The sequence below is a fragment of the Nocardia suismassiliense genome (assembly GCF_900269665.1).
Lineage (GTDB): Bacteria > Actinomycetota > Actinomycetes > Mycobacteriales > Mycobacteriaceae > Nocardia > Nocardia suismassiliense.
In genome coordinates this window covers 2,984,448-3,005,734 of the sequence record NZ_LT985361.1, presented here as the reverse complement: position 1 = coordinate 3,005,734, position 21,287 = coordinate 2,984,448, and the positions used below count along the sequence as shown (strand labels likewise).

Here is a 21,287-nt window from a genome sequence, read left to right as displayed (position 1 = left end):
ACGGAGACGTGATCGACGTTCCCCACAATCTGAACAGTGCGGCCACCGCCCATTCGACCAATGCGCCCGACTCGTCTTGCGAGTCGGGCGCATTCGTTTCCGCCAATGGGATGATCAGTTCGGCGGCGGCCTGCGCCGCAAGGCAGTCGTCGGTCAGCTCAGCGAGGTCAACGAGATACTGCGGGACTCCCATCCTCCAGAGATCAAACGCCGCCTGATGAGGACGAAAACGCTGCTGGCCGAAACCGCTGCCACGATGTCGTGGGACTCCGGTCGTCAGAGCAAGGCGCAGCAGTACTACGCCGTGGCAGTCCGCGCAGCGAAAGAAGCCGACGACCCCGCACTGTGCGCGAACGCTCTGGCCGGGATGGCTCGACAGCTGCTTTCTCTCGACCACTACGGAATGGCTTGCCCGCGGGAGAGCGTCGAGCGGGAGCGAGCGGCGGACGCGCTTGAACTGATTCGGATCGCACAAGACCATTTCGGCGACCGGATCACTGCAACCGTCAACGCGATGCTTCACACGCGGGAAGCGTGGGCATACGGAAAGTTGGGGCGGCCCACGGCATTTCGCCGAGCCAGCGACAGGGCCCACGAAGCGCTCAGCAACTCGGATCCAAGCACCGATCCCTACTGGATCAACTACTTCGACACGGCAGAGCTGGCGGGGACAGTCGGCGGGCGGCTGCTGGAGATGGCGCGACGAGAACCCGCGTTCGCAACTGCGGCAGCCGAGCAGATTGACCAAGCTGTCAAGCTGCGCCGCCCGAACCGACGGCGCAGTGCCGCCTTGGACCAGCTGGGAATGTTGGAGGCTCGACTCATCGAGGGCGAACTGGAAGAAGCCTGCCGGATCGGAGAGACTGCGGTGGAGGCGGTGGGGAAAACAGCCTCAGATCGTGTTCAGAAGAAACTGATCAAGGTGTATCGCGCGACTGAACAGTTCGTGCAGGTGGGTCGTGTGGCTGAGCTGCGCGGTCAGATGAAGCCCTTGCTGGTCGCGACGGCATAGGAGGAGTTGGATTGGTGCGCATCGGAGTCACCGGGCACATGAACATCACCGAGAACACCGCGCCGCTGGTGTACGACGCGATCATGGAACTGCTTGCCGAGGAGGACTCGACCAACCTAACTGGTATCAGCTGCATTGCCCGCGGCGCCGACTCCGTTTTCGCTCAGGCCGTACTTGATGCAGGCGGCACGCTCGAAGTTGTGCTTCCGGCGCAGAACTACCGTGAGCGGAAAGTGAAGCCGGATCACGCCGAGTTGTTTGATCAGCTGTTGGGTAAGGCTGACGCTGTTCATGTAATGGACTTCCCGGACGTCGGCCGCGAAGCATACGAGGCTGCGAATGAAGCGATGCTTACGTCGTGCGACCGCCTGATCGCAGTGTGGGATGGTGGCGCTGGCGAGAAGGGCGGCACCGGCACCGTGGTAGAGCTAGCGCGCGACCGCGGTGTCCCGGTCGCGATCGTTTGGCCTGACGGCTCGAAGCGCAGTCAGTAGCGGCCGTCTGCGTCGGCCGGCGGGGGCGTGTAGTCCTCACCCTGATCGAATGCCTCGAGCACATCGAGCATCCGGGCGAGCACGATTTTCGGTGGCTCACCCGGCTGGAACACGACGTTCGGTAGTTCATGCGGCGTACCGCGGCGACGTCCGCGAGGGGCTCTCCGAGGAATCTGGCGAGTTGTTCGTCTGTGACCGGCTGGGTTGCTTTGTTGCGTGTCGACTACCGCGAGCACGAGGGCTTGCTGCTCGGCGGTCATCAGGTCTTCGGGCTCGGTCATTCTGGGGGTGCCAGGGCCTTGTCATAGGCGGCCATCGCGTCGCGGATGATGCCCGCCATTTTGCTCATGTGATCACGGGGGAGCTATTCGCCGCGTATGGAGTGGCGGTCGAGTGTGGATGCCACCTGGTCGAGCGCGAAACGCGCGGACCGGATCTGGTCAAACATGACCAGGGTTGTACCAGTCGGCACCGACAGAAATCACCCCGAACGGATGTGTTCGGGGTGATTCCGTAAGCCAGTTGGTCCTGCCGCTACATGATCGCGAACCGTGATCGGTAACGGCTTCTAATGACACGCATTAGGAACTGCTCGCGCTGTTATTGGGAGACCTGACCTAGTCGTCGTCGTCCTTCTTCTGAGGGCTGCCGCCAGTCTCTTCGCTTTTGGGCATGTCGGCAGAGGCTTGCAAGCCTTCCACTGCTGCCTTCTCCGCCTGATCCGCTCTGTCGGCAAGCTCTGCATCCTTGGGCCTGTCGGCTGCGGCAGNGAGGTGGCAGCGTCAGCGGCATCAGCAGCGGCGCGGGCGGCGGTAGCGGCGTCGGCTGAGGTGGTGGCGGCTGCTGCGTCGGCAGCGCGGGCAGCGGCGTCAGTTGCTGCGGCGTCGGTGGCTTCAGCGGCGGCAGCGTCGGCTTCGGCGCGGGTGGCGTCTCCGGCGGTGCGGGCGACGAGCTCGGCGTCGGGTGGGTCTTCGGCGGCAAAGGCGTTGGCGTCGGCGCGAGCTTTGGTGGCGGTGGCGCGGGCCTGTGCGGCGTCGCCAACGACCTTGCGGATGGCGGTGGTGGCGGTGGCGGCGCGGGTGGCGGCGCTGTGGGCACGCTTACAAGCCGAGATGATAAGCGGTTTGTCCGCGTCGTCCTCGACCTTGGTACCTGTGCACTGTCCTTCCCCAGTTGGTGCTGCAGTCGCCGAGACCGCGGTGCCGATCCCTGCACCCAGCACGGCCGCGGTCACCGCGACCACCGAACACATCTTCCGCACACGAGCTGCCATGCCAACCTCCTGTGACGACGACGAATGACAAGCAAGGACACCGGACGATCTCCATCCAGCAGGGAAGCATCAAACCTGATCAGTATTCGGCACCACCCACGCCACGGACTGGTGACACACCCAGCGCTACACCACGCCCCCAAGAACCTCGCGCACGTGACCGAAAAGATCAGCGATTGGCGCGCCGATCGGATTAAGCCTGCTCAGAACGGGGGTCCCGATGACGGACAGAAACGGCGACGAGCATTCCGCCCCTCAGCGAACCGAGGGTCAGTACGTCCTCTCACCTGCGACATTGCTGGCGGTCTCGATCAGGCCGAGCATTTGCAGCAGGGTGCGCTTGTCGTCGTTTAGGGCGTGCGGGGTGACCAGGCGCCTGATTTTGGTCTCCGTTTCGCTGGGGATGTCGGCGAGGTGGAGACCGTTGTCGGTCTCCACCTCGCATCAGCTGGTCTGCTCCGCTGGCGCGGCGGCCATGGCCATGGTGATTTGATCCACGACCTGTTGTGCGTGCGTCAGGTCCGCGACGTCGACGCGGACCGTCAGATCACAGTTGTCCGGATCTTCAGCGATGGTGCGTTCCCAGAACATCACCACCAGCAGGTGTGCGTTCGGATGACCGGGGACATAGGAACCGACCACGAACCGGTTGTCGCGGGTCTTCCACACGCCAGGGGCGACATCGCCGTCGCGGTCGGAGATTTCGGTGCCGGCTCGTGTGAACTGGCCCGTTATGTCGAGCTACCAGACTCGGAAGCCGTGGTGCGGGGCGGCAGCGCGCTCCGGCGAAACGCCGAAGCGGGGCCGGACTGGGCGGGACCGCTCGTCGCTTCCGACGGGCGGCTGTGCCACGAGTTGTCCGGCCCCGCAACGGACCTCGACACCGCGGACCCGAGGGTCCGCGCAATTCAGCTGACGATCGCGAACAGGATCGCCGCGACCGCGAAACTCACCACGGACAGGATCGTTTCGAGCACGGTCCAGGTCTGCAGGGTCTGCTTGACGGTCAGGTTGAAGTACTTCGCGATGATCCAGAAGCCGCCGTCGTTGACGTGGCTGAGGATGATCGAGCCCGCGGCGATGGCCATGGCGATCAACGCGATCGACATCTGCGAGTAGTTCTGGCTCGCCACCAGCGGGGCGACGATGCCGCCCGTGGTGACGATCGCGACGGTCGCCGAGCCCTGGGCGATGCGCAGCCCGCAGCTGATGATGTAGGCGAGCACGATCACCGGCAGCCCGGCCGCGGACATGGTGTCCGCCAGGGCGGTGCCGATGCCGGTGGCGGAGATGACCTTGCCGAAGAAAGCGCCCGCGCCGACCACCAGCAGCAGCATGCCCACCGGCCGCAACGATTCCGCGGTCAGCTCACTGAGCTCCTGCACGGTGGACCCGCGCCGCACGCCGAGCACGTAGAACGCGATCAGCACCGCGATGAGCAGCGCCACCGCGGGCGTGCCGAAGAACGTCAGCACCTGCAGCAGCTGCGAGTCCTTGTCCAGCATTTGGGTTCCGAAGGTGGCACCCAGGATCAGCACCAGCGGAATGGCGATGATCGCGCCGATCAGCCCGACCGAAGGCGGTGTGACCGTAACGGTCTTCGTCGCGACCCCACCGGAACCGTCGGAGACACGCTCCCCCTCATCGGGAGCGGTCTGCTCATCTTCCTTGCGCACCAGGAACTCGTCGGGCACCTCGACGTGTATCCGCTTGCCGATGTAGCTGCCCCACACGAGACCCGCTGCCACGAATCCCGGCAGGCCACAAACGAATCCCATCAGGATCAACCAGCCGAGGCTGACGCCGAGCAGCCCGCCCAGGGCAACCGGGCCCGGGTGTGGCGGCAGGAAGGCGTGCGTCATCGACAGACCCGCGAGCATCGGCATCGCGTACAGCACCAGCGAGCGGCCACCGCGCTTGGCGGCCACATAGATCAGCGGCGCGAGCACGAAGATGCCGATGTCGAAGAACACCGGGATGCCGAAGATGAGCCCGAGCAGGCCCATGGCGAACGGAGCGCCCTTCTCGCCGAACAGGTTCAGCAGCTTGCCGGTCAATACGTCGGCGCCGCCGGAGCGTTCGAGTATCGCGCCGAGCACGGTGCCGAGCCCGATGATCACCGCGATGTGCCCGAGGATGCCACCGAAGCCGGTCTCCAGCAGGGAATCACCGGCCTTGATCGCGGTGCCGACGATCTTCGACACCGGCAGCCCGGCGGCGAGCGCCAGCCCGAGTCCGGTGAGCAGCAGCGCGATGAACGGCTCCAGCTTGACCTTGATGATGGCGAACAGCAACACGGCGATCGCCAACCCGCAGAGCACAAGCAGCCCCGGGGTTGTGGTGCGCAGCCAATCAACGGCGCCCATGTGGACCTCTCAATTCATGGATCGAACGAACGATGCCGCACGAGTAGCGATTTCGGACCAGCGGCCCGCGGCGACATCGGAAGGGGAAACAACGTCGGTACCCGCCGTGACGGCAATCGCGCCCGCGGCCAGGAATTCGGCGGCGTTCCCCGCATTGACGCCCCCGGAAGGGATGAGCGCCACGTCAGGGAATGGACCACGCAGGTCCTTCAGGTAGCCGGGGCCGAGTGCCCTGGCGGGGAAGATCTTCACCGCCGCCGCGCCGAGATCGAGCGCGGTGAGCACCTCGCTCGGCGTGAAAGCGCCCATCACGACCGGGATGTCGTGCTGCGCGGCGACTTCGGCGACATCGGTGCGTAGTCCCGGCGTGACCAGGAACCGCGCGCCACTGTCGATGGCGGCCTTGGCTTGTTCACCGGTGAGCACGGTGCCGACACCGAGCACCGCACCCTCGGCCGCGGCAGCCGTAGCGAGATAGCCCAGCACACCCGGCGTGGTGAAGGTGAGTTCCAGCGCCCGGATCCCGGACGAGGCAAGCGCTTCGGCGAGCGCGACCGGATCGGGGATCTCCGGTGCGCGCACCACGCTCAGCACGCGGTCGGCGCGGATGACCTCGATGGCCGAGGTACTCAAGATGACTCCTTTCGCGAGGCGTCCATGCGCAGCGCGCGTCCGGCGAGAGTGCCGGTGGGCGCACCGTTCTCGATGGCGAACTCGCCGTTGACGAGCACGTGCCGGATGCCGCGCGCCTGCTGCTTCGGATTGTCGAAGGTGGCGGTGTCCACCACGGTGGCAGGGTCGAACACCACCAGATCGGCGGCGTAGCCGGTACGGACCAGGCCGCGGTCACGCAGCCGTAGCCGAGCGGCGGGCCGGCCCGTCAGGTGGTGCACACAGTCTTCGAGCTCGAGCACACCGAGTTCGCGAACGTAGTGGCCCAGGTAGCGCGGGAAGGTGCCCCAGGCGCGCGGGTGCGGCCGAGCCGGAGCGAGCAGCGCGTCACTGCCGCCCATGTGCCCGGGGTGCACCATGATCGCGCGCACGTTCTCCTCGTGCCCGACGTGTTGCAGGATGCTGGTGGCCAGCTGATCGCGGCGCAGCAGTTCGAAGAACACCTCGACCGGCGCCATGTCGCGCTCGGCGGCGATCTCGTCCAGCCGCTTGCCGACGTAGCCTTCGAGTTCCGCGTTGCCCACGCCGCTGATCTGGATGGTCTCCCACTCGACGGTCACGCCGTGACAGCCGTCGGACCCGTTCACGTTCACATCCACGGCAATTCGCGCCCGCGTCTCGGGATCGTCGAGGCGGGCAAGGGCCGCGTCCGGGCCGCCGGACATCGCCCAGCTCGGCAGCAGCGCCGACAGTGTGGTCGCGCCAGGAAGATACGGGTACGTGTCCAGGGTGATGTCGCAGCCCGCGGCGCGCGCGGCGTCGATCAGTGCCAGGAATTCCGGTGCGCGGCCACGATTCACGTGGAAGTTCATGGTGGCGTGGGTCAGGTGCAGCGCGCAGCCGGTGCTCTTGGCCAGCTCGATCATCTCCGCGTACGCCTCCAGCGCGCCCGCGCCGTAGGACCGGGTGTGCGGCGCGTAGAACCCGCCGAACTCGGCGACCACCGTGCACAGCGCCGCCAATTCACCGGTGTCGGCGTACATCCCGGGCGTGTAGGTGAGCCCGCTGGACATGCCGACCGCGCCCTCGCGCAAGCCCTGCGCGAGCAGCTCCTGCATGCGGACGATCTCCGCCGCCGTCGCCGGACGCTGTTCGGCGCCGACCACGAGCAGCCGCAACGTGCCCTGCGGCACCAAATAGGCTGCGTTGGGCGTGATCCCGCGATCGAGCCGGTCCAGGTACTCGCCGACGGTGCGCCAGGAGAAGTCGAGATCGGCGGGATTGCCGTTCCACCCGGCGATTTGGCGCCGCACCACCGCGAGGGTGGCGTCGTCGATCGGGGCGTAGGACAGCCCGTCCTGCCCGATCACCTCGGTGGTTATGCCCTGGCTGACCTTCGGGAAGTGCCCGGGTTCGGTCAGTAGATGCAGATCGGAGTGGGCGTGCATGTCGATGAAGCCCGGGCACAGCGCGGCACCCGGACCGGCATCGATGACCCGGTCCGCACCGGAGATACTGCCCGGCTCGGCGATGCGCGAAATCCGCCCCTGCTCGACGAGCACGTCGCCGCGGTAGCTCGGCGCACCGGTGCCGTCGATGATGTCGATGTCGCGAAAGAGTAAGTCCGTCATGATCCGCAGCTCAGAAGAAGGTGTGCAGGAAGTCGACGACCCGCGGCGACGGCGCGTCGGCGTCATCGATGACCGGGATGAGCCGCCACTTGTCGAAGGCGGTACAGGGATGCGACAGACCGAGCCGCACCACGGCGCCGACCGGCAGCTCGGTGCCCGGGGGCAGCCGCAGGAACGTGTGCTGGTCGTTCAGCGCGGATACCGTCGCGGCCGGGTCCAGCGCCGAACCTTCCGGTCCCGCAACGCGTTGCGGGACCGGAAGCCCCTCATCGAAGGGCAGGTCGCGCCTGCCCGCGTCCAGCAGCGCCAGTTCCGGCTCCGGACGCGACAGCGTGCGCGCCCAGCCGTGCATAGCCGAACGGAGCGGCTTTTCGCTGCGCGTCGCGGCGAACGGGGAGATGCCCGCGTAGAAACCGTCGTCGTGAATGATGTACGCGCCGGAACGCAGCACCACCGAGGTCGGAACACCCTGTGCGCCTTGCTCATCGGCGAGGCCCGCCAGATGTTCGACCACCAGGTCCGGGTATGCACTGCCGCCAGCGGTCACGATCGCACCGTCCGGATACTGTCCGGCGGCGGCGATTTCACGGTGCAGGCGGGCGAGTTCGTCGAGGTAGTGCCGTACCGTATCGGTGGCTCCAGGCGTACGGTCGTGTGCGAGTGCGCCCTCGTAGCCACCGACACCGGCCAGCGTGAGTCGCTCGGCGTCGGTGATCGCCGCCGCGACCTCCCGCGCCTGTTCGACCGTGCGTGCGCCGGTACGGCCGTGCGGCCCACCGAGTTCCACCAGCACCCGGACCTGAGCCGTACCCGGCGCGGTCCGCAGGTGCTCGTCCATCAGCACGACGGTCTCGACGCTGTCCGCCCAGCAGACGAACTCGAAGGAAGGATCCTGCGCCGATTCCGCTGCGACCCAATGCAAGCCGACCGGGTCGACAAGCGCGTTGGCCAGCAGGATCCGGCCGACCCCGAACGAGCGCGCCACCTGCACCTGCCAGATGGTGGCCAGCGTGATGCCCCAGCAACCCGCGGCCAGCTGCTGCGCCCAGAGCTGCGGCGACATAGTGGTTTTGCCGTGCGGCGCGAGTTGCACGCCCGCGGCACTCGCCCAGTCGGCCATGACGGCGACGTTCGCCTCGACGGCCGACCGGTCGATGGTCAGCAGCGGCGTCTCGAACTGCGCGAGCTCCGGTGCGGTGGCGAGGAATTCGCGCACGGTGCGACCCCAGGCGGCGGGCGGCAGCCCTTTGTGCTCGGGACCGAGCGTCCGGTCTCCGAGTCCTGCTACGACGTCTTCGTCGATCGCCACGGCATTCCTTCCCAGCGAATTCGCGTGTTCTTACATAGCATCTCGCTATTGCATATTCTGCAATGCTTGTTGCGCATCGTGTTTCGTGTGGTTATTCTGCACGGGATGGCCGGTGGCCGCAAGCACAGGAAGGAGATCGGTGTGACGTGGCCTACGTCGACCCGCCCACGGGCGGTAACCGTCGGCGAGGGACTTGCCGTGCTGGTCGCACAGCCGGGACCCCTGGAGGAGTCGGAGATCTTCGAGCGGACGGCGGGCGGTGCGGAGGCGAACGTGGCCACCGTACTGCCGCAGCTGGGGGTCGACACGGCCTGGTTGTCGCGGGTGGGCGACGACGGATTCGGCCGATACCTGCTCACCCACCTCACCGAACGCGGCGTCGACGTGTCGGCGGTGGTCACCGATCCCGGCAGGCCGACCGCAGTATACGTCAAGGAGCGCGGGAGCGGCTCGGGCAAGGCCACCGACCTGGCCGAACGGGCGAGCCGGATGCTGTACTACCGGACCGGCTCCGCGGCCAGCGCACTGTCCCCGGCCGACCTCGCCGCCACCCCGGCAGCGCGGCTGCTCGCGAACTGCGACCTGGTCCACTTCACCGGGATCACCACCGCGCTCTCGGCGTCGGCGACCGCGCTCACCGAGGCCCTGCTGGCGCTGCCCCGCGAGGGCAGGCTGGTGAGTTTCGACCTGAACTTCCGGCCCACGCTCTGGTCCGGGCGCGCCGAGAAACCCGCCGACGTACTCGCCCGGCACGTGCGCGGCTGCGACGTGGTCTTCCTCGGCGCGGACGAGGCCGGCGCCGTGTTCGGCACCGACGACGCCGACGAATTGCGCGCGCTGTTCCCGGAACCCCCGCAGCTGATCGTCAAGAACGACGCGCACTCGGTCACCGGATTCGACGGCGCGCACCGCGTCGAGGTGCCCGCGCTCGGGCTGGAGGTCACCGAACGCATCGGCGCGGGTGACGCTTTCGCCGGCGGTTATCTCGCCGCGCTGCTGCACGACCGGTCGCTGGCGCAGCGACTGCGCTTCGGCCACCTCTGTGCCGCCGCCGCGCTCACCGGAACCGGTGACGGCGCGCAACTGCCCGCACCGGCGATACTGGAACGGTTGGCCGCGGTGGACGAAACCACCTGGGCCGAACTGCATTACAACGATACCGTCATCGAGAATGTGGCCTCATGAGCAAGGAATCACGCCATGAGTCACCCTGAAGTCAGCGAGTCACAGTCATGAGTCAGAGTTTGTCGCGTGCGTTGACCATTCTTGTTGCCCTCGGCGAGGATTCGCGATCGCTGGACCAGTTGGCGACCCAGCTCAGCGTGCACAAATCGACGGTGCTGCGGCTGCTGCAGACGATGGAGGCGCAGCGCTTCGTCACCCACGACAGTCAGCACAAGTATGTGCTCGGGTCGCGGCTGTTCGAACTGGCCAACCGCACACTGGAGCAGCGCGACGTACGCACGCTCGCGCGGCCGCATCTGAGCGCGCTCAACGCCGACACCAGACAGACGATCCATCTCGCCACCTACGAGTCCGGCGATGTCATCTACATCGACAAGCTCGACGCCACCCAGAGTGTGCGGATGTACTCGCGGGTGGGCCGCCCGGCCCCGCTGCACTGCACCGCCGTCGGCAAGGTGCTCATCTCGTCGCTGCCCCGCTCGGAATGGCGGGTCATCGCCGAGAAGATCGACTTCCACCCCTTCACCGAACGAACCATCCGCACCCCCGAGCGCTACCTGATCGAGCTGGAAAAGGTTGCCGCCCTGGGTTATGCGGAAGACCACGAGGAACACGAGAGCTTCGTCAACTGCATCGGCGTCCCGGTGCGCAACGGCACCGGCGCGGTGGTCGCCGCCGTCTCCATGTCGGTGCCGGACATGCTGCTCGACCACGACCAGGTACTGGCCCAACTGCCGCGGGTTCGCGCGGCGGCCGACGCCATCTCCGCCGAGCTCGGCTGGATTCCCGGCCGAGCCACCACCGCCACGAAAGGCTGACCATGAGTGAGAAGATCGCCGTCCGCACCACCGACGCACCCGCACCCGCGCACACGTTCTCTCAGGGTGTCCGCAAGGGACCGTTCGTGCAGGTCTCTGGACAGGGTCCGGTGGACCCGATCACCAACGAGTACCTGTACCCGGGCGATGTTGCGGCGCAGACCATCCGCACGCTGCAAAATGTGAAGGCGATCGTCGACGCGAGCGGGGCGACGTTCGACGATGTGGTGATGCTGCGCGTCTACCTGACCACCCGCGACGACTTCGCCGCGATGAACGAGGCCTACGGCGAGTTCGTCAGCGCGAACACCACCGGCGACGTATTGCCCAGCCGCACCACCGTTTTCACGGGACTGCCGCGCGCGGAGATGCTCGTCGAGATCGACGCGATCGCGATCGTCACCGAGTAACGCGACACCGCGCACCAGAACGAAACAAGCCGCCCCGACCCACGAATGGGTCGGGGCGGCTTTGCCGCGTCGCGTAGTCAGCCGCGACGCGGAGCCTCGATTCGGCTGCCGCCGTCAGACTTTGGCAGCCAGTTCTTTGTCGATGGAATCGACGTCCGCGTCTTCGTCGGCGGCGGCGGGCACCACGTGGTCCGGCAATTCGCGGCCGACCATGCCCGCGCCGGGGATCGCGTCCAGCAGCTGGCGAGTGTACGGATCGGCCGGTGCGGTCAGCACCTCCTCGACCGGGCCCTGCTCCACCACCCGGCCGTCGCGCATCACGACGACCTCGTGGGCCAGCGCGCGCACCACCGCCAGGTCGTGCGAGATGAACAGGTAGCTGACGCCCAACCGCTCCTGCAACGACGCGAGCAGCGTCAGGATCTGGTCCTGCACAAGCACATCCAGGGCCGACACCGCCTCGTCACACACCACGAGCCGCGGCTCGATGGCGAGTGCGCGAGCGATCGCGACACGCTGCCGCTGGCCACCAGAGAGCTCGTTCGGGTACCGGTGCGCCATCGCCGCGGGCAGCGCGACCTGCTCCAGCAGTTCGGCGACCCGCGCCCGGCGAGACTCGCGATCACCGATACCGAAGGCGCGCAACGGTTCCGCGATCAACCGCTCCACCGTCCACATCGGATCCAGCGAGGCGTACGGATCCTGGAACACCGGCTGCATCGACAGCCGCGCCGCGCGCAACTGCGCACCGCGCAGCCCGACCATGTCGACGCCGTTCAGCTTGATCGAGCCGGACGTGACGGGTACCAGGCCCAGCACCATCCGCGCCGTCGTGGTCTTGCCCGAACCCGACTCACCGACGATCGCCGTGGTGCGGCCACGGGCGATGGTGAACGACACATTGTCGACAGCGCGCAGCACCCCACCGCGGCCGCGGATCCGGTACTCCTTGCTGATGCCGGAGACCTCGAGGATCGGAGAATCCTTGAGGGACTTGGCAACTGTCGACTCGGCGGCAGGCTTCTCGACGGAGACCTTCTCGTCGGCGGACGTGTCGACGGCCTTCTCGACGGAGACCTTCTCGTCGGCGGACATGTCGACGGCCTTCTCGACGGAAACCGCTTCGTCGGCGGTCTTGTCGGCGGCGGCCTTGTCGACGGAAACCTTTTCGTCGGAAGGCTTCTCGTCAGCGGTCTTCGCGACAGAGGCTTCCCCGTCGACGGCTACCGTCTCGTCGACGGCCTTGGCATCAGCGGCTTCGTCTTCAGCGGCCTTGTCGCCACCAGCCTTCTCGTCGGCCTGCTCATCGACAGCCTTCGCACCAGCCGCTTCGTCGCCGGCAGCCTTATCGCCAGCCACCTTGTTGTCGGTGCCGCTTTCGTCGGCAGCCACTGTGACGCCGGCCTTCTCAGCGACCACCGTCTCGTCGGCTACCTTGCCGTCGGCAGCCTTCTCGTCCGACGGCTTGTCGTCAGCCGTCTTCTCATCAGCGGCCTTTGCAACAGCGGCTTCCCCGTCGACGGCCTTCTCATCAGCTGCCGTCTCGTCGGCAGCCTTCGCATCAGCGGCGTCGTCTTCAACGGCCTTGTGGTCGGCCACCTTGCCATCGGCGATCTTTTGGTCGATGGCGTCTTCGTCGGCAGCCTTGTCGTCAGCGGCCTTGTCGTCAGCAGCTGTTTCGTCAGCAGCCTTTTCATCTGCGCCGGTGCCGACAGATGCCTTCTTCTCGGCAACCTCTTCAGCCACCTTCGCGGCGGCAACCTTGCCGTTGACAGACTTCTTGGCGGCACCCTTCTTACCGGCGCCCTTGCCTTCGTCGACCTTCGTGTCGGCGGCCTCGGCAACAGCCTTGTCCTCGACCGGCTTTGAATCATCGACCTTGTCGGCAGTCGCCTCGTCGGCAGCGACCGCGTCATCGGCGGCCGGCTCCGTCGCCACAGCGTCTTCGCTTCCCGCAGCAGCCTTCTCGCCGGTGCCCTCGACAACCGTGCCGTCGACAGCCGTGGCATCACTCTCGGCGACCACACCTTCAGCCGCCTCGACCGCCTGATCCGCGACCACCGGATCAGCCCGCCGCGGCGCGATCAACGCAGGCGCCGCCGCGACCAACCGCCGTGTGTACTCCTCCTGCGGATCCGTCAAAACCTGTCGCGCAGGACCGGATTCGACGATCTTGCCGTCGGACATCACGACCACCCGGTCGGCCCGCTCGGCGGCGAGACCCAGGTCGTGGGTCACCAGCAGCAGCGCGGTGCCGAGTTCCTGGGTCAGCTTCTCCAGGTGGTCCAGGATCTGCCGCTGCACGGTCACGTCCAGGGCCGAGGTGGGCTCGTCGGCGATCAGCAGGTCCGGCCGGCAGGCCAGGCCGATGGCGATGAGCGCGCGCTGGCGCATACCGCCGGAGAACTCGTGCGGATACTGCCGCGCCCGCCGGGCCGGTTCGGGCAACCCGGCCTGCCCGAGCAGCTCGATGGCGCGTTCCTTCGCCTCGCGGCGTGAGCAGATCTTGTGCGCGAGAAGGGTTTCCGAGACCTGGCGACCTACCCGTGCGACCGGGTTCAGGTTGGACATCGGGTCCTGTGGTACCAGCCCGATCTCCTTGCCGCGCAGTGCGCGCAGCACCTTCTCGTCGGCGTGGGTGATGTCCGCGCCGCGCCACCGAATGGTGCCGCCGGTGACCCGGCCGGAGCCGGGCAGCAGACCCATGATGGCATGTGCCAGTGTCGATTTGCCGGATCCGGAGGCACCGACGATGGCGACCCGCTCCCCCGGCTGGACCACCAGGTCGGCGCTCTGCACGGCGGTCACGTCGCCGAACGACACCCGCAGATCACTGATCTCCAAGAGTGGTTCTGTCATTGCGGGCTCCTTCAGCGCCGTGTCTTCGGGTCGAGAGCGTCCCGCAGGGCGTCGCCGAAGAGGTTGAATCCCAAGCAGATGATCGCGAGCGCCACACCGGGGAAGATGCCCGGCCACGGCGTGCGGAGCAGGTATTGCTGCGCGTCGGACAGCATGATGCCCAGGCTGGGCGCGGGCGGTTTGATGCCGAGGCCGAGGAAGGACAGGATCGCCTCGCCGAGCACCGCCGTCGGCATGATCACCGTGGCCTGCACGATGATCGGGGCCAGCGAGTTGGGCAGGATGTGCTCACCGAGGATGCGCCAGGACGGCACGTCCATCGTGTTGGCGGCGAGCACGAAGTCGGTTTCCTTGAGCCGCAACGTTTCCGCGCGCACCACCCGCATCATGATCGGCACCTGGGCGATGCCGAGCGCGATGGCGGCGTCGGCGAGACCGCCGCCGTTGATCGCGGTCAGCCCGACCGCCAGGATGATGAAGGGGAACGCGAGCAGCACGTCGGACAGGCGCGACAGCACCATGTCCGCGGTCCGCCAGTAGCCCGACAGCAGGCCGAGCGGCACGCCGATGAGCACCGCGCACAGCACCGACAGCACGCCGACCTGAAGCGAGGCCCGGGTGCCGTAGAGCACCCGGGAGAAGATGTCACGACCCAGATCGTCGGTGCCCAACAGGAATCCGACGGTGCCCGGCTGCTGGAACGGCGTCGAGAAGTGCACCTCACTCGGCGAGTACGGCGCGAGCAACGGCGCGAAAACGCCTACGAAGATCACGATCAGCAGCAGCACCGCGCCGACCATGCCGAGCGGGTTGTGCCACAGCTGGCGCAGCACGCGGCCGCGCACCGCAGCCAGCGGCGGGGTCTGCAGGACCGGGTTCGGTTCGGCGGTGGTGGTCGTCTCGACGACCGGGGTGTCGGTGACTGTCATTGCGCCCTCCCGGACACTCGCACGCGGGGGTCGATCACCGTGTACAGCACATCGACCAGCAGGTTGATCACGATGTAGGACGCGGCGATCACCAGGATGACCGCCTGGATCACCGGGTAGTCGCGGGTGAACACCGAGTCGAGGGTGAGCTTGCCCATGCCGGGCAGGCTGAAGATGCGCTCGGTGACCACCGCGCCCGCGATGAGCCCGCCGAGCTGCAGGCCGACGATCGTGGTGACCACGATCAGGCTGTTGCGCAAGCCGAATCGGAAGATGACGGCGCCGCGGCTGAGGCCCTTGGCCCGGGCCGTGCGCACGAAGTCGGCGGTCAGCGTCTCCACCATCGACGAGCGGGTCTGGCGCTGCACCACCGCCGCGTGCGCGAGGCCGAGGATGATCGCGGGCAGGGTGAGGAAGTAGAGGCCGCGCAGCGGATGCTCGAACGGCGAGACGTACCCCGAGGCCGGGAACCAGTTCAGCTGCACCGACAGGTAGAGCACCGCGAGGATGCCGACCCAGAAGGTGGGCACCGACAACGCCATCAGCGAGAACCCGTTGGCCGCCCACTCGGGCCAGCGACCGCGGTACACCGCCGCGAGCACGCCGCCGATCACGCCGGCCAGCACCGCGATGATCATGGCGTACAGCGCAAGCTGCATGGTCACCGGCAGCGTGGTGCCGATCATGTCGATCACCGGCGTGCCGGTGCGGATCGACTTGCCGAAGTCACCGGTCAGCGCGTGCGTGACGAACTCGAAGTACTGCACCGGCAGCGACCGGTCCATCCCCAATTCGGCACGCACCGCGGCGAGGGCGGCCTCGTCGGCCTGCTCGCCCGCCAGCGTCGTCGCCGGATCACCGGGCAGCGCGCGCACCCCGATGAAGACCACGATCGAGGCGAGCACCAGCGTGACAGCGGACTGCCACAGACGGTGGAACACATACTGCAACATGGATTTTCAGCCCTTCCGATCCGCGACGAACGCGGCCTTGCCGAGCCGGACAGCGCCGTCGGCGTACACCTCGATGCCCGTCACCCATGTCGAGTGCACGGTCAAGTTACGCAGACGGTAGGTGTAGATATACGGGTTCTCCCGCTGAATGAATCGCACCGCCTGCTCATATAACGCGCCGCGTTGCGCGGCGTTCGTACTGTGTGCGGCCCAGCCCAGGAGGTCGTCCAGGATGGGCGAGTTGTATCCGCTGTAGTTACCGTTGGAACCGGTGGTGAGGAACCGGGCGGTGTTGCCGTCCGGGTCGATGCGGCCGGACCAGCCCAGCAGCAGGGCCTCATACGTGCCGCGCTTCTGCGCGTCCAGCATCGTCGAGTACTCGGCGGGCACGAGCCGCAGATCGAAGCCACCCTCCGCGACGCTGTCCCGCAACGCCTGCGCGTACCGGAGATGGTCGGGCACGTTCATCACTTGCAACGTGACCGGGTACGGCAGCTGCACGCCCGCCTCCTGGAGCAGCTCCCTGGACCGCGCCGGGTCGAAGGCCGGGCACGCCGTGCTGACGCGGGTGGCGTACGAGGTTCGGGGCGCGATCGGTGTGCAAGCGGGCTCGTACCAGTTGTTGAACGCCTTCTCGACCAGTTTCTGCCGGTCGATACTCAGCGACAACGCCAGCCGGACGCGGGCGTCCTTGGCGATCGCGGTATCGATCGGCTTGATCGGTTTACCCGCACCGTCGACATTGCCGATATTGATATACATCCCCTGGAAACCGAACGATCCCGAGGTCAGCACGCGCAGCTGCGGCAGTTTGGCCAGTGTGTCCACGTCCTGCGGGGACATGGTGTCGGCCACTTGGATGTCACCGGAGCGCAGGTTCGACTCGCGCATCTTCGGATCGGTCATGATCCGGTAGGTGATCGAATCGAAGTGCACGTTCTTCGCGTCGTAGTACAGCGGGTCGCGTTCCACCTCGATCGAGGTCTGCGGCACCCGCTTGACGAACTTGAACGGGCCGACGCACACCGGGTGATCGCCGAAGTTCTTGTCCTTCTCCTTCAGCGCGGTGGGCGACATGATCATCCCGGCGCGGTCCGCGAGCGCGGCGGTGAGCGGCGCGAACGGCTGGTTGTACCGGATCACCACGTGCGTCGAGTCGGCCGCCTCGATCTCGCTGATCGCACCCATCTCACCGGTGCGCTGGGAGCCTTCCATCTTCCAGTGCCTGGTCAGGCTGGTCTCGACCGCGTCGGCGTTGAACGCGGTGCCGTCGGCGAACTGGATCCCGCTACGCAGCGGGATGGTCACCGTCAGACCGTCCGAGGAGATGTCGGGCAGGGCGGTGGCCAGCTGGGGCACCAGGTTGCCGGACGCGTCGTTGTCGTAGAGCTTCTCGCAGACCGTGCTCATGACATAACGCATGTAGAGCGAGCTGGATGTGGTCGGATCGAGCTTGTCGGGTTCGTTCGACAGGCCCATCACCAGATCACCGCCCTCACGCACCGGCTGCGTGCCTACGGGTGTGCCGTAATCGTCGACGTGCGTTGCGGTCTCGGTGGTGTGTTGCGTCGGTGCGCAGGCAGCGAGGACGGCGGCGACGACACCGAGCACCGCCATCCGAGTGGAGCGAACGAGCATGCGCTACAACATACTTCAACACGCTGCATTTTTCGCCACCACCGTTTCTTTTTGTACATTGTTCTCTTAGCAGCCATCATCGGAAATCGTGGCGGGCGGGAATCGATACGGAAAATAGCGGTCCGGCGATTCCGGACCGCTAATTCCTGTGCGGTGTTCGACTATTGCGCTGCCGCGCTCTTTCAGTCCTTCTCGTCGAGGAAGGCGGCCTTTCCGAGCCGCACGACACCGTCCGCGTAGGCCTCGATGCCGGTCACCCGCTTGGTGTGCACGGTGAGAACCCGGATTCGGTAGGTGTAGAGGTACGGATTCTCCTGCTGAATGATCTGCGTGGCCTGCCCGTACAACTCGGCGCGCTTGGCGGTGTCGGTGGTGCGCGCCGCCTGGGCCAGCAGTTCGTCCAGCTTCGGCGAGCTGAAACCGCCGTAGTTGCCGCCCGAGCCGGTGGACAGGAAGCGGGTCATATTGGCATCCGGGTCGAGCCGGCCCGACCAGCCGAGCAGCAACGCCTCGTAGGTGCCGCGCTTCTGCACGTCCAGCAGCGTCGAGTATTCGGCGGGCACGATCTTCAGGTCGAAGCCGCCTTCGGCGACGTTGGCCTGCAATGCCTGCGCATAACGAAGCTGATCCTGCGAATTGGTGACCTGCAGCGTGATCGGGTACGGCAGCTGCACGCCGGCCTCGGTGAGCAATTGCTTCGACCGCTGCGGATCATAAGGCGGGCAGGCGATTCCGGCGGGCGTCGCGTAGGTGCTCTTCGGCACGATGGCCGAACACGCAGGCTCGAACCAGTTGTTGAATACCGTGTTGACCAAGGTCTGCCGGTCGATACTCAGCGAGAACGCCTCGCGGACTTTGGCGTTCTTCGCGAGCGGAGAGTCGATCGGCTTGGCCGGCTTGCCGACGCCGTCGACGTTGCCGATATTGAGGTAGATGCCCTGGAACCCGAGCGAGCCCGTCTCCAGCAGGTTCAGGTCCGGGTCCTTGGCCAGCGCATCGACGTCCTGGGGGGAGATCGTGTCGGCGACCTGAATGTCACCGGAGCGCAGGTTCGACGCGCGAATGTTCGCGTCGGCCATGATTCGGTAGGTGACCGTATCGAGATGCACGTTCTTCGCGTCGTAGTACAGCGGATCGCGTTCCACCACGATGGAGGTCTGCGGGATTCGCTTGACGAATTTGAACGGGCCGACACACACCGGGTTGTCGCTGAAGTTCTTGCCTTCGTCCTTCGCGAGCGCGACGGGCGACATGATCATCCCGGCCCGGTCCGCGAGCGCCGCGGTGATCGGCGCGAAGGGCTTTTTGTAGCGAATCACAACGTGGCTCGGATCGGCCGTCTCGATCGACGCGATCGGACCCATTTCACTGGTTCGCTGTGAGGTTTTCATACTGAAGTGCCGCTGCAGACTGGTCTGCACCGCGGCCGCGTCGAACGCGGCGCCGTCGGCGAATTTGATTCCGGTGCGGACCGGGATGGTCACCGTCAGTCCGTCCTCGGACAGCGTGGGCAACGCGGTCGCCAACTGCGGCACCAGATTTCCGGACGCGTCGTTGTCGTAGAGCTTCTGGCAGATCGAGCTCATGACATAACGCGTGTAGAGCGAGCTGGAGGTGGTCGGATCGAGCTTGTCGGGTTCGGCGGAAAGGCCCATCACCAGGTCGCCGCCCTCACGTACCGGCTGCGATCCCACGGGTGTGCCGTAATCATCTGTGTGCGTTGCCGTTCCAGCGGGGTGCTGAACCGGTGCGCAGGAAGCGATGGCGGCGGCGGTAACGCCGAGCACCAGCATCCGTGTGAAGCGAGCGAGCATGCGCTACAAGATACTTCAAGGTTTCGTACTTTTCTCGCCGGGTATTCCTTTTCGTAGATTGTTCTCGTTTTTGTCATCGGACGAATCCGAGCGCCTCTACAAATGACACGACAAATAGCGGTCCGGCGTTCCCGGACCGCTATTTGTTCGAAAGTTCAGTTATCGTCCCGCGGCGTAGCCCTGCATGCCCCGGGGATTGGCTCCAGCTGAAAGTACACCGTTCTCCCGGTCGCGGGCCACCGCGCACAACCGGCCCTCCGACCACGGACCGCCCACCGTCACCCGGTGTCCACGGCGTTCGAGGTCGTCGATGACCTCGCTGCCGATCCGCGACTCGACGACCACCGAGCCCGGGCTCATCGCCCGCGGATAGAACGAGCCGGGGAAGCTCTCCTGATGCCAGTTCGGTGCGTCGATCGCGCCTTGCAGATCGAGTCCGCCACGCACCTTTTCGCGCATGGCGACGGCCAGGAAGAAATGCAGGCTCCACTGATCCTGCTGGTCGCCGCCCGGGGTGCCGAACGCCATGACGGCCTCACCGTCGCGCAGCGCCAGCGACGGGCTGAGCGTGGTGCGCGGACGACGGCCCGGCGCAAGCGAATTGGGCAGGCCCGGTTCCAGCCAAGCCATCTGTAGTCGAGTGCCGAGCGGGAAGCCGAGCTCGGGCACCACCGGATTGGATTGCAGCCAGCCACCACTGGGCGTCGCCGCGATCATATTGCCCCAGCGGTCCACGATGTCGAGCTGGCAGGTGTCGCCGCGGGTAGCACCGGAGGCGGCCACCGTCGGCTCGCCCGCGCCGCGCGGAACATCGACGGCCCCAACGGAATTGGTCTGCACGTAACCACTCAGCCTGGGGCGCTGGCCATCCGGGCTGCCCGGCCGCAGTTCGTAGGACGCCTGCGGTCCGATCAACGCGCTGCGCTGCGCGTTGTACCAGGGGGAAAGCAGCGTCGCGAGCGACACCTGGGTGCTGTCGCCGTACCAGGCCTCGCGGTCGGCCATCGCGAGCTTCGAGCCCTCGATCAAGGTGTGGTAGTACTCCGGCGTGCCGTACTCCAGGCGTTCCGGCAGCAGCGCGAGTTGTTGCAGCATGACCGGGCCCTGGCTCCACAGGCCCGGCTTCGCGACGGTCCAGCCGTTCCAGGTGTAGGTGACCGGATTCTCGTAGGTGGCACTGAAATTCGCGAGATCGTCACCGGTCAGCGTGCCGATGTTCCGCTCGCCGGAGGTGTCCATGGTCGGCCGCGCGGCGGCGGCGACCAATGCCTCGGCGATGAAGCCCTCCCGCCAGATGCGGCGCGCGGCCTCGATCTGGGTCTCCCGATCGGTGCCCGCGGCCTCGGCCTCGGCGATCAGCCTGCGCCAGGTCGCGCCCAGCGCCGGGTTACGCAGCAATGCGCCTGCGGCGGGCGGCTTTCCGTCGCGCAGGTAGATCTCCGCGGAGGTGGTCCACTCGTTCTCGAACAGGTCGGCCACCGTCTCGACGGTCTCGCCGATCCGGTCGACCGCGGGATGGCCGCGCTCGGCATTTCCGATGGCGTAGGACAGCACGTCGGCCAGTCGCATCGTGCCGTGGTCGCGCAGCAGCACCATCCAGGCGTCGAACGCGCCGGGCACCGCGGCGGCCAGCGGACCGGTGCCGGGCACCAGGTCCAGGCCGAGCGCGTTGTAGCGGGTGATCGTCGCGCCGGCCGGGGCCGGGCCCTGGCCGCACAGCACGCGCGGCGGCAGGCCGGCAGGTGCGAGAATGATCGGCACCTCACCGGCCGGGCCGTTCAGATGCGGCTCGACCACGTGCAAGACGAACCCCGCGGCGACCGCCGCGTCGAACGCATTGCCGTCGTTCTCGAGTACCGCCATCGCGGCGGCCGAGGCGAGCCAGTGGGTGGACGACACCATCCCGAAGGTGCCCTGCAAGGTAGGACGCGTGGTGAACACCTGGTGAGTATCTCCCCGGAGCGGTACGTACGTCCAAGACATC

General features: G+C 66.7%; 18 protein-coding genes. 5 read left to right on the top strand and 13 right to left on the bottom strand.

From position 1 onward, the window contains the following. Positions 1-76: 76 nt before the first annotated feature. Positions 77-1,012: a hypothetical protein gene (locus DBO33_RS13535; protein ID WP_199856603.1), complete on the top strand. Its 936-nt coding sequence runs from the start codon at positions 77-79 to the stop codon at positions 1,010-1,012. A gap of 14 nt (positions 1,013-1,026) precedes the next feature. After that, a complete protein-coding gene (locus DBO33_RS13530; RefSeq protein WP_199856602.1) occupies positions 1,027-1,506 on the top strand; it encodes a hypothetical protein in 480 nt (159 codons plus the stop codon). Here DBO33_RS13530 and DBO33_RS42750 read toward each other — a convergent pair. From DBO33_RS42750 to DBO33_RS13505, 7 genes are all read right to left on the bottom strand, one after another. Continuing rightward, positions 1,500-1,787: a hypothetical protein gene (locus DBO33_RS42750; RefSeq protein WP_159080237.1), complete on the bottom strand. Its 288-nt coding sequence runs from the start codon at positions 1,785-1,787 to the stop codon at positions 1,500-1,502. The two genes, DBO33_RS13530 and DBO33_RS42750, sit on opposite strands and share 7 nt — an antisense overlap. A 1,262-nt stretch (positions 1,788-3,049) precedes the next feature. Next, positions 3,050-3,217: a hypothetical protein gene (locus tag DBO33_RS42740; protein WP_159080235.1), complete on the bottom strand. Its 168-nt coding sequence runs from the start codon at positions 3,215-3,217 to the stop codon at positions 3,050-3,052. A gap of 6 nt (positions 3,218-3,223) precedes the next feature. Beyond that, positions 3,224-3,448 carry a hypothetical protein gene (locus DBO33_RS13525; RefSeq protein ID WP_107655343.1) on the bottom strand — a complete coding sequence of 75 codons (225 nt, stop codon included), beginning with the start codon at positions 3,446-3,448 and terminating at the stop codon, positions 3,224-3,226. 239 nt (positions 3,449-3,687) lie between these two features. Beyond that, complete coding sequence (locus DBO33_RS13520; protein ID WP_107655342.1) at positions 3,688-5,145, bottom strand: GntP family permease; 1,458 nt, start codon at positions 5,143-5,145, stop codon at positions 3,688-3,690. Between the two features lie 9 nt (positions 5,146-5,154). Continuing rightward, entirely contained in the window at positions 5,155-5,778 is a 624-nt protein-coding gene (locus DBO33_RS13515) for a bifunctional 4-hydroxy-2-oxoglutarate aldolase/2-dehydro-3-deoxy-phosphogluconate aldolase (RefSeq protein ID WP_107655341.1), read from the bottom strand. Next, positions 5,775-7,388, bottom strand: a complete 1,614-nt coding sequence (locus DBO33_RS13510) for an N-acyl-D-amino-acid deacylase family protein (protein ID WP_107655340.1) — start codon at positions 7,386-7,388, stop codon at positions 5,775-5,777. Before DBO33_RS13510 ends, DBO33_RS13515 begins: the two co-directional genes overlap by 4 nt. Positions 7,389-7,398: 10 nt before the next feature. Next, entirely contained in the window at positions 7,399-8,691 is a 1,293-nt protein-coding gene (locus DBO33_RS13505; protein WP_456093894.1) for an amino acid deaminase, read from the bottom strand. A 147-nt stretch (positions 8,692-8,838) separates the two neighbouring features. Here DBO33_RS13505 and DBO33_RS13500 point away from each other — a divergent pair, with 147 nt between their 5' ends. From DBO33_RS13500 to DBO33_RS13490, 3 genes are read left to right on the top strand one after another with little or no spacing between them, the layout of a single operon-like run. After that, the gene (locus tag DBO33_RS13500) at positions 8,839-9,882 is read left to right on the top strand and encodes a sugar kinase (RefSeq protein WP_234390824.1); all 1,044 of its coding nucleotides are present in this window, start codon (positions 8,839-8,841) and stop codon (positions 9,880-9,882) included. A 47-nt stretch (positions 9,883-9,929) separates the two neighbouring features. Continuing rightward, complete coding sequence (locus DBO33_RS13495; RefSeq protein WP_107655338.1) at positions 9,930-10,700, top strand: IclR family transcriptional regulator; 771 nt, start codon at positions 9,930-9,932, stop codon at positions 10,698-10,700. A 2-nt stretch (positions 10,701-10,702) separates the two neighbouring features. Then, positions 10,703-11,110, top strand: a complete 408-nt coding sequence (locus DBO33_RS13490) for a RidA family protein (protein WP_107655337.1) — start codon at positions 10,703-10,705, stop codon at positions 11,108-11,110. Positions 11,111-11,224: 114 nt separating this feature from the next. Here the strand turns inward: DBO33_RS13490 and DBO33_RS43950 are convergent, their stop codons facing one another. From DBO33_RS43950 to DBO33_RS13455, 6 genes are all read right to left on the bottom strand, one after another. After that, positions 11,225-13,969, bottom strand: a complete 2,745-nt coding sequence (locus DBO33_RS43950; protein ID WP_456093877.1) for a dipeptide ABC transporter ATP-binding protein — start codon at positions 13,967-13,969, stop codon at positions 11,225-11,227. 11 nt (positions 13,970-13,980) lie between these two features. After that, positions 13,981-14,898 (bottom strand): ABC transporter permease, encoded by a 918-nt coding sequence (locus DBO33_RS13475; RefSeq protein ID WP_234390823.1) that lies wholly within the window; start codon positions 14,896-14,898, stop codon positions 13,981-13,983. Further along, positions 14,895-15,851 carry an ABC transporter permease gene (locus DBO33_RS13470; RefSeq protein ID WP_107655336.1) on the bottom strand — a complete coding sequence of 319 codons (957 nt, stop codon included), beginning with the start codon at positions 15,849-15,851 and terminating at the stop codon, positions 14,895-14,897. The genes DBO33_RS13475 and DBO33_RS13470 overlap by 4 nt, the downstream gene beginning before the upstream one ends. Before the next feature lie 6 nt (positions 15,852-15,857). Further along, positions 15,858-17,489: an ABC transporter substrate-binding protein gene (locus tag DBO33_RS13465; RefSeq protein WP_107655335.1), complete on the bottom strand. Its 1,632-nt coding sequence runs from the start codon at positions 17,487-17,489 to the stop codon at positions 15,858-15,860. 182 nt (positions 17,490-17,671) lie between these two features. Continuing rightward, complete coding sequence (locus DBO33_RS13460) at positions 17,672-19,303, bottom strand: ABC transporter substrate-binding protein (RefSeq protein WP_107655334.1); 1,632 nt, start codon at positions 19,301-19,303, stop codon at positions 17,672-17,674. A gap of 159 nt (positions 19,304-19,462) precedes the next feature. Further along, positions 19,463-21,244, bottom strand: coding sequence for a gamma-glutamyltransferase family protein (locus tag DBO33_RS13455; RefSeq protein WP_107655333.1), 1,782 nt, complete (start codon positions 21,242-21,244; stop codon positions 19,463-19,465). Between the last annotated feature and the right edge of the window lie 43 nt (positions 21,245-21,287).

What these genes read in the sequence shown, in the direction of transcription:
- DBO33_RS13460 (WP_107655334.1), bottom strand. Translation starts at nt 19,303, where the DNA reads ATGCTCGCTCGCTTCACACGGATGCTGGTGCTCGGCGTTACCGCCGCC.
- DBO33_RS43950 (WP_456093877.1), bottom strand. Translation starts at nt 13,969, where the DNA reads ATGACAGAACCACTCTTGGAGATCAGTGATCTGCGGGTGTCGTTCGGC.
- DBO33_RS13495 (WP_107655338.1), top strand. Translation starts at nt 9,930, where the DNA reads ATGAGTCAGAGTTTGTCGCGTGCGTTGACCATTCTTGTTGCCCTCGGC.
- DBO33_RS13520 (WP_107655342.1), bottom strand. Translation starts at nt 5,145, where the DNA reads ATGGGCGCCGTTGATTGGCTGCGCACCACAACCCCGGGGCTGCTTGTG.
- DBO33_RS13510 (WP_107655340.1), bottom strand. Translation starts at nt 7,388, where the DNA reads ATGACGGACTTACTCTTTCGCGACATCGACATCATCGACGGCACCGGT.
- DBO33_RS13475 (WP_234390823.1), bottom strand. Translation starts at nt 14,898, where the DNA reads ATGACAGTCACCGACACCCCGGTCGTCGAGACGACCACCACCGCCGAA.
- DBO33_RS42750 (WP_159080237.1), bottom strand. Translation starts at nt 1,787, where the DNA reads ATGACCGAGCCCGAAGACCTGATGACCGCCGAGCAGCAAGCCCTCGTG.
- DBO33_RS13465 (WP_107655335.1), bottom strand. Translation starts at nt 17,489, where the DNA reads ATGCTCGTTCGCTCCACTCGGATGGCGGTGCTCGGTGTCGTCGCCGCC.
- DBO33_RS13470 (WP_107655336.1), bottom strand. Translation starts at nt 15,851, where the DNA reads ATGTTGCAGTATGTGTTCCACCGTCTGTGGCAGTCCGCTGTCACGCTG.
- DBO33_RS13490 (WP_107655337.1), top strand. Translation starts at nt 10,703, where the DNA reads ATGAGTGAGAAGATCGCCGTCCGCACCACCGACGCACCCGCACCCGCG.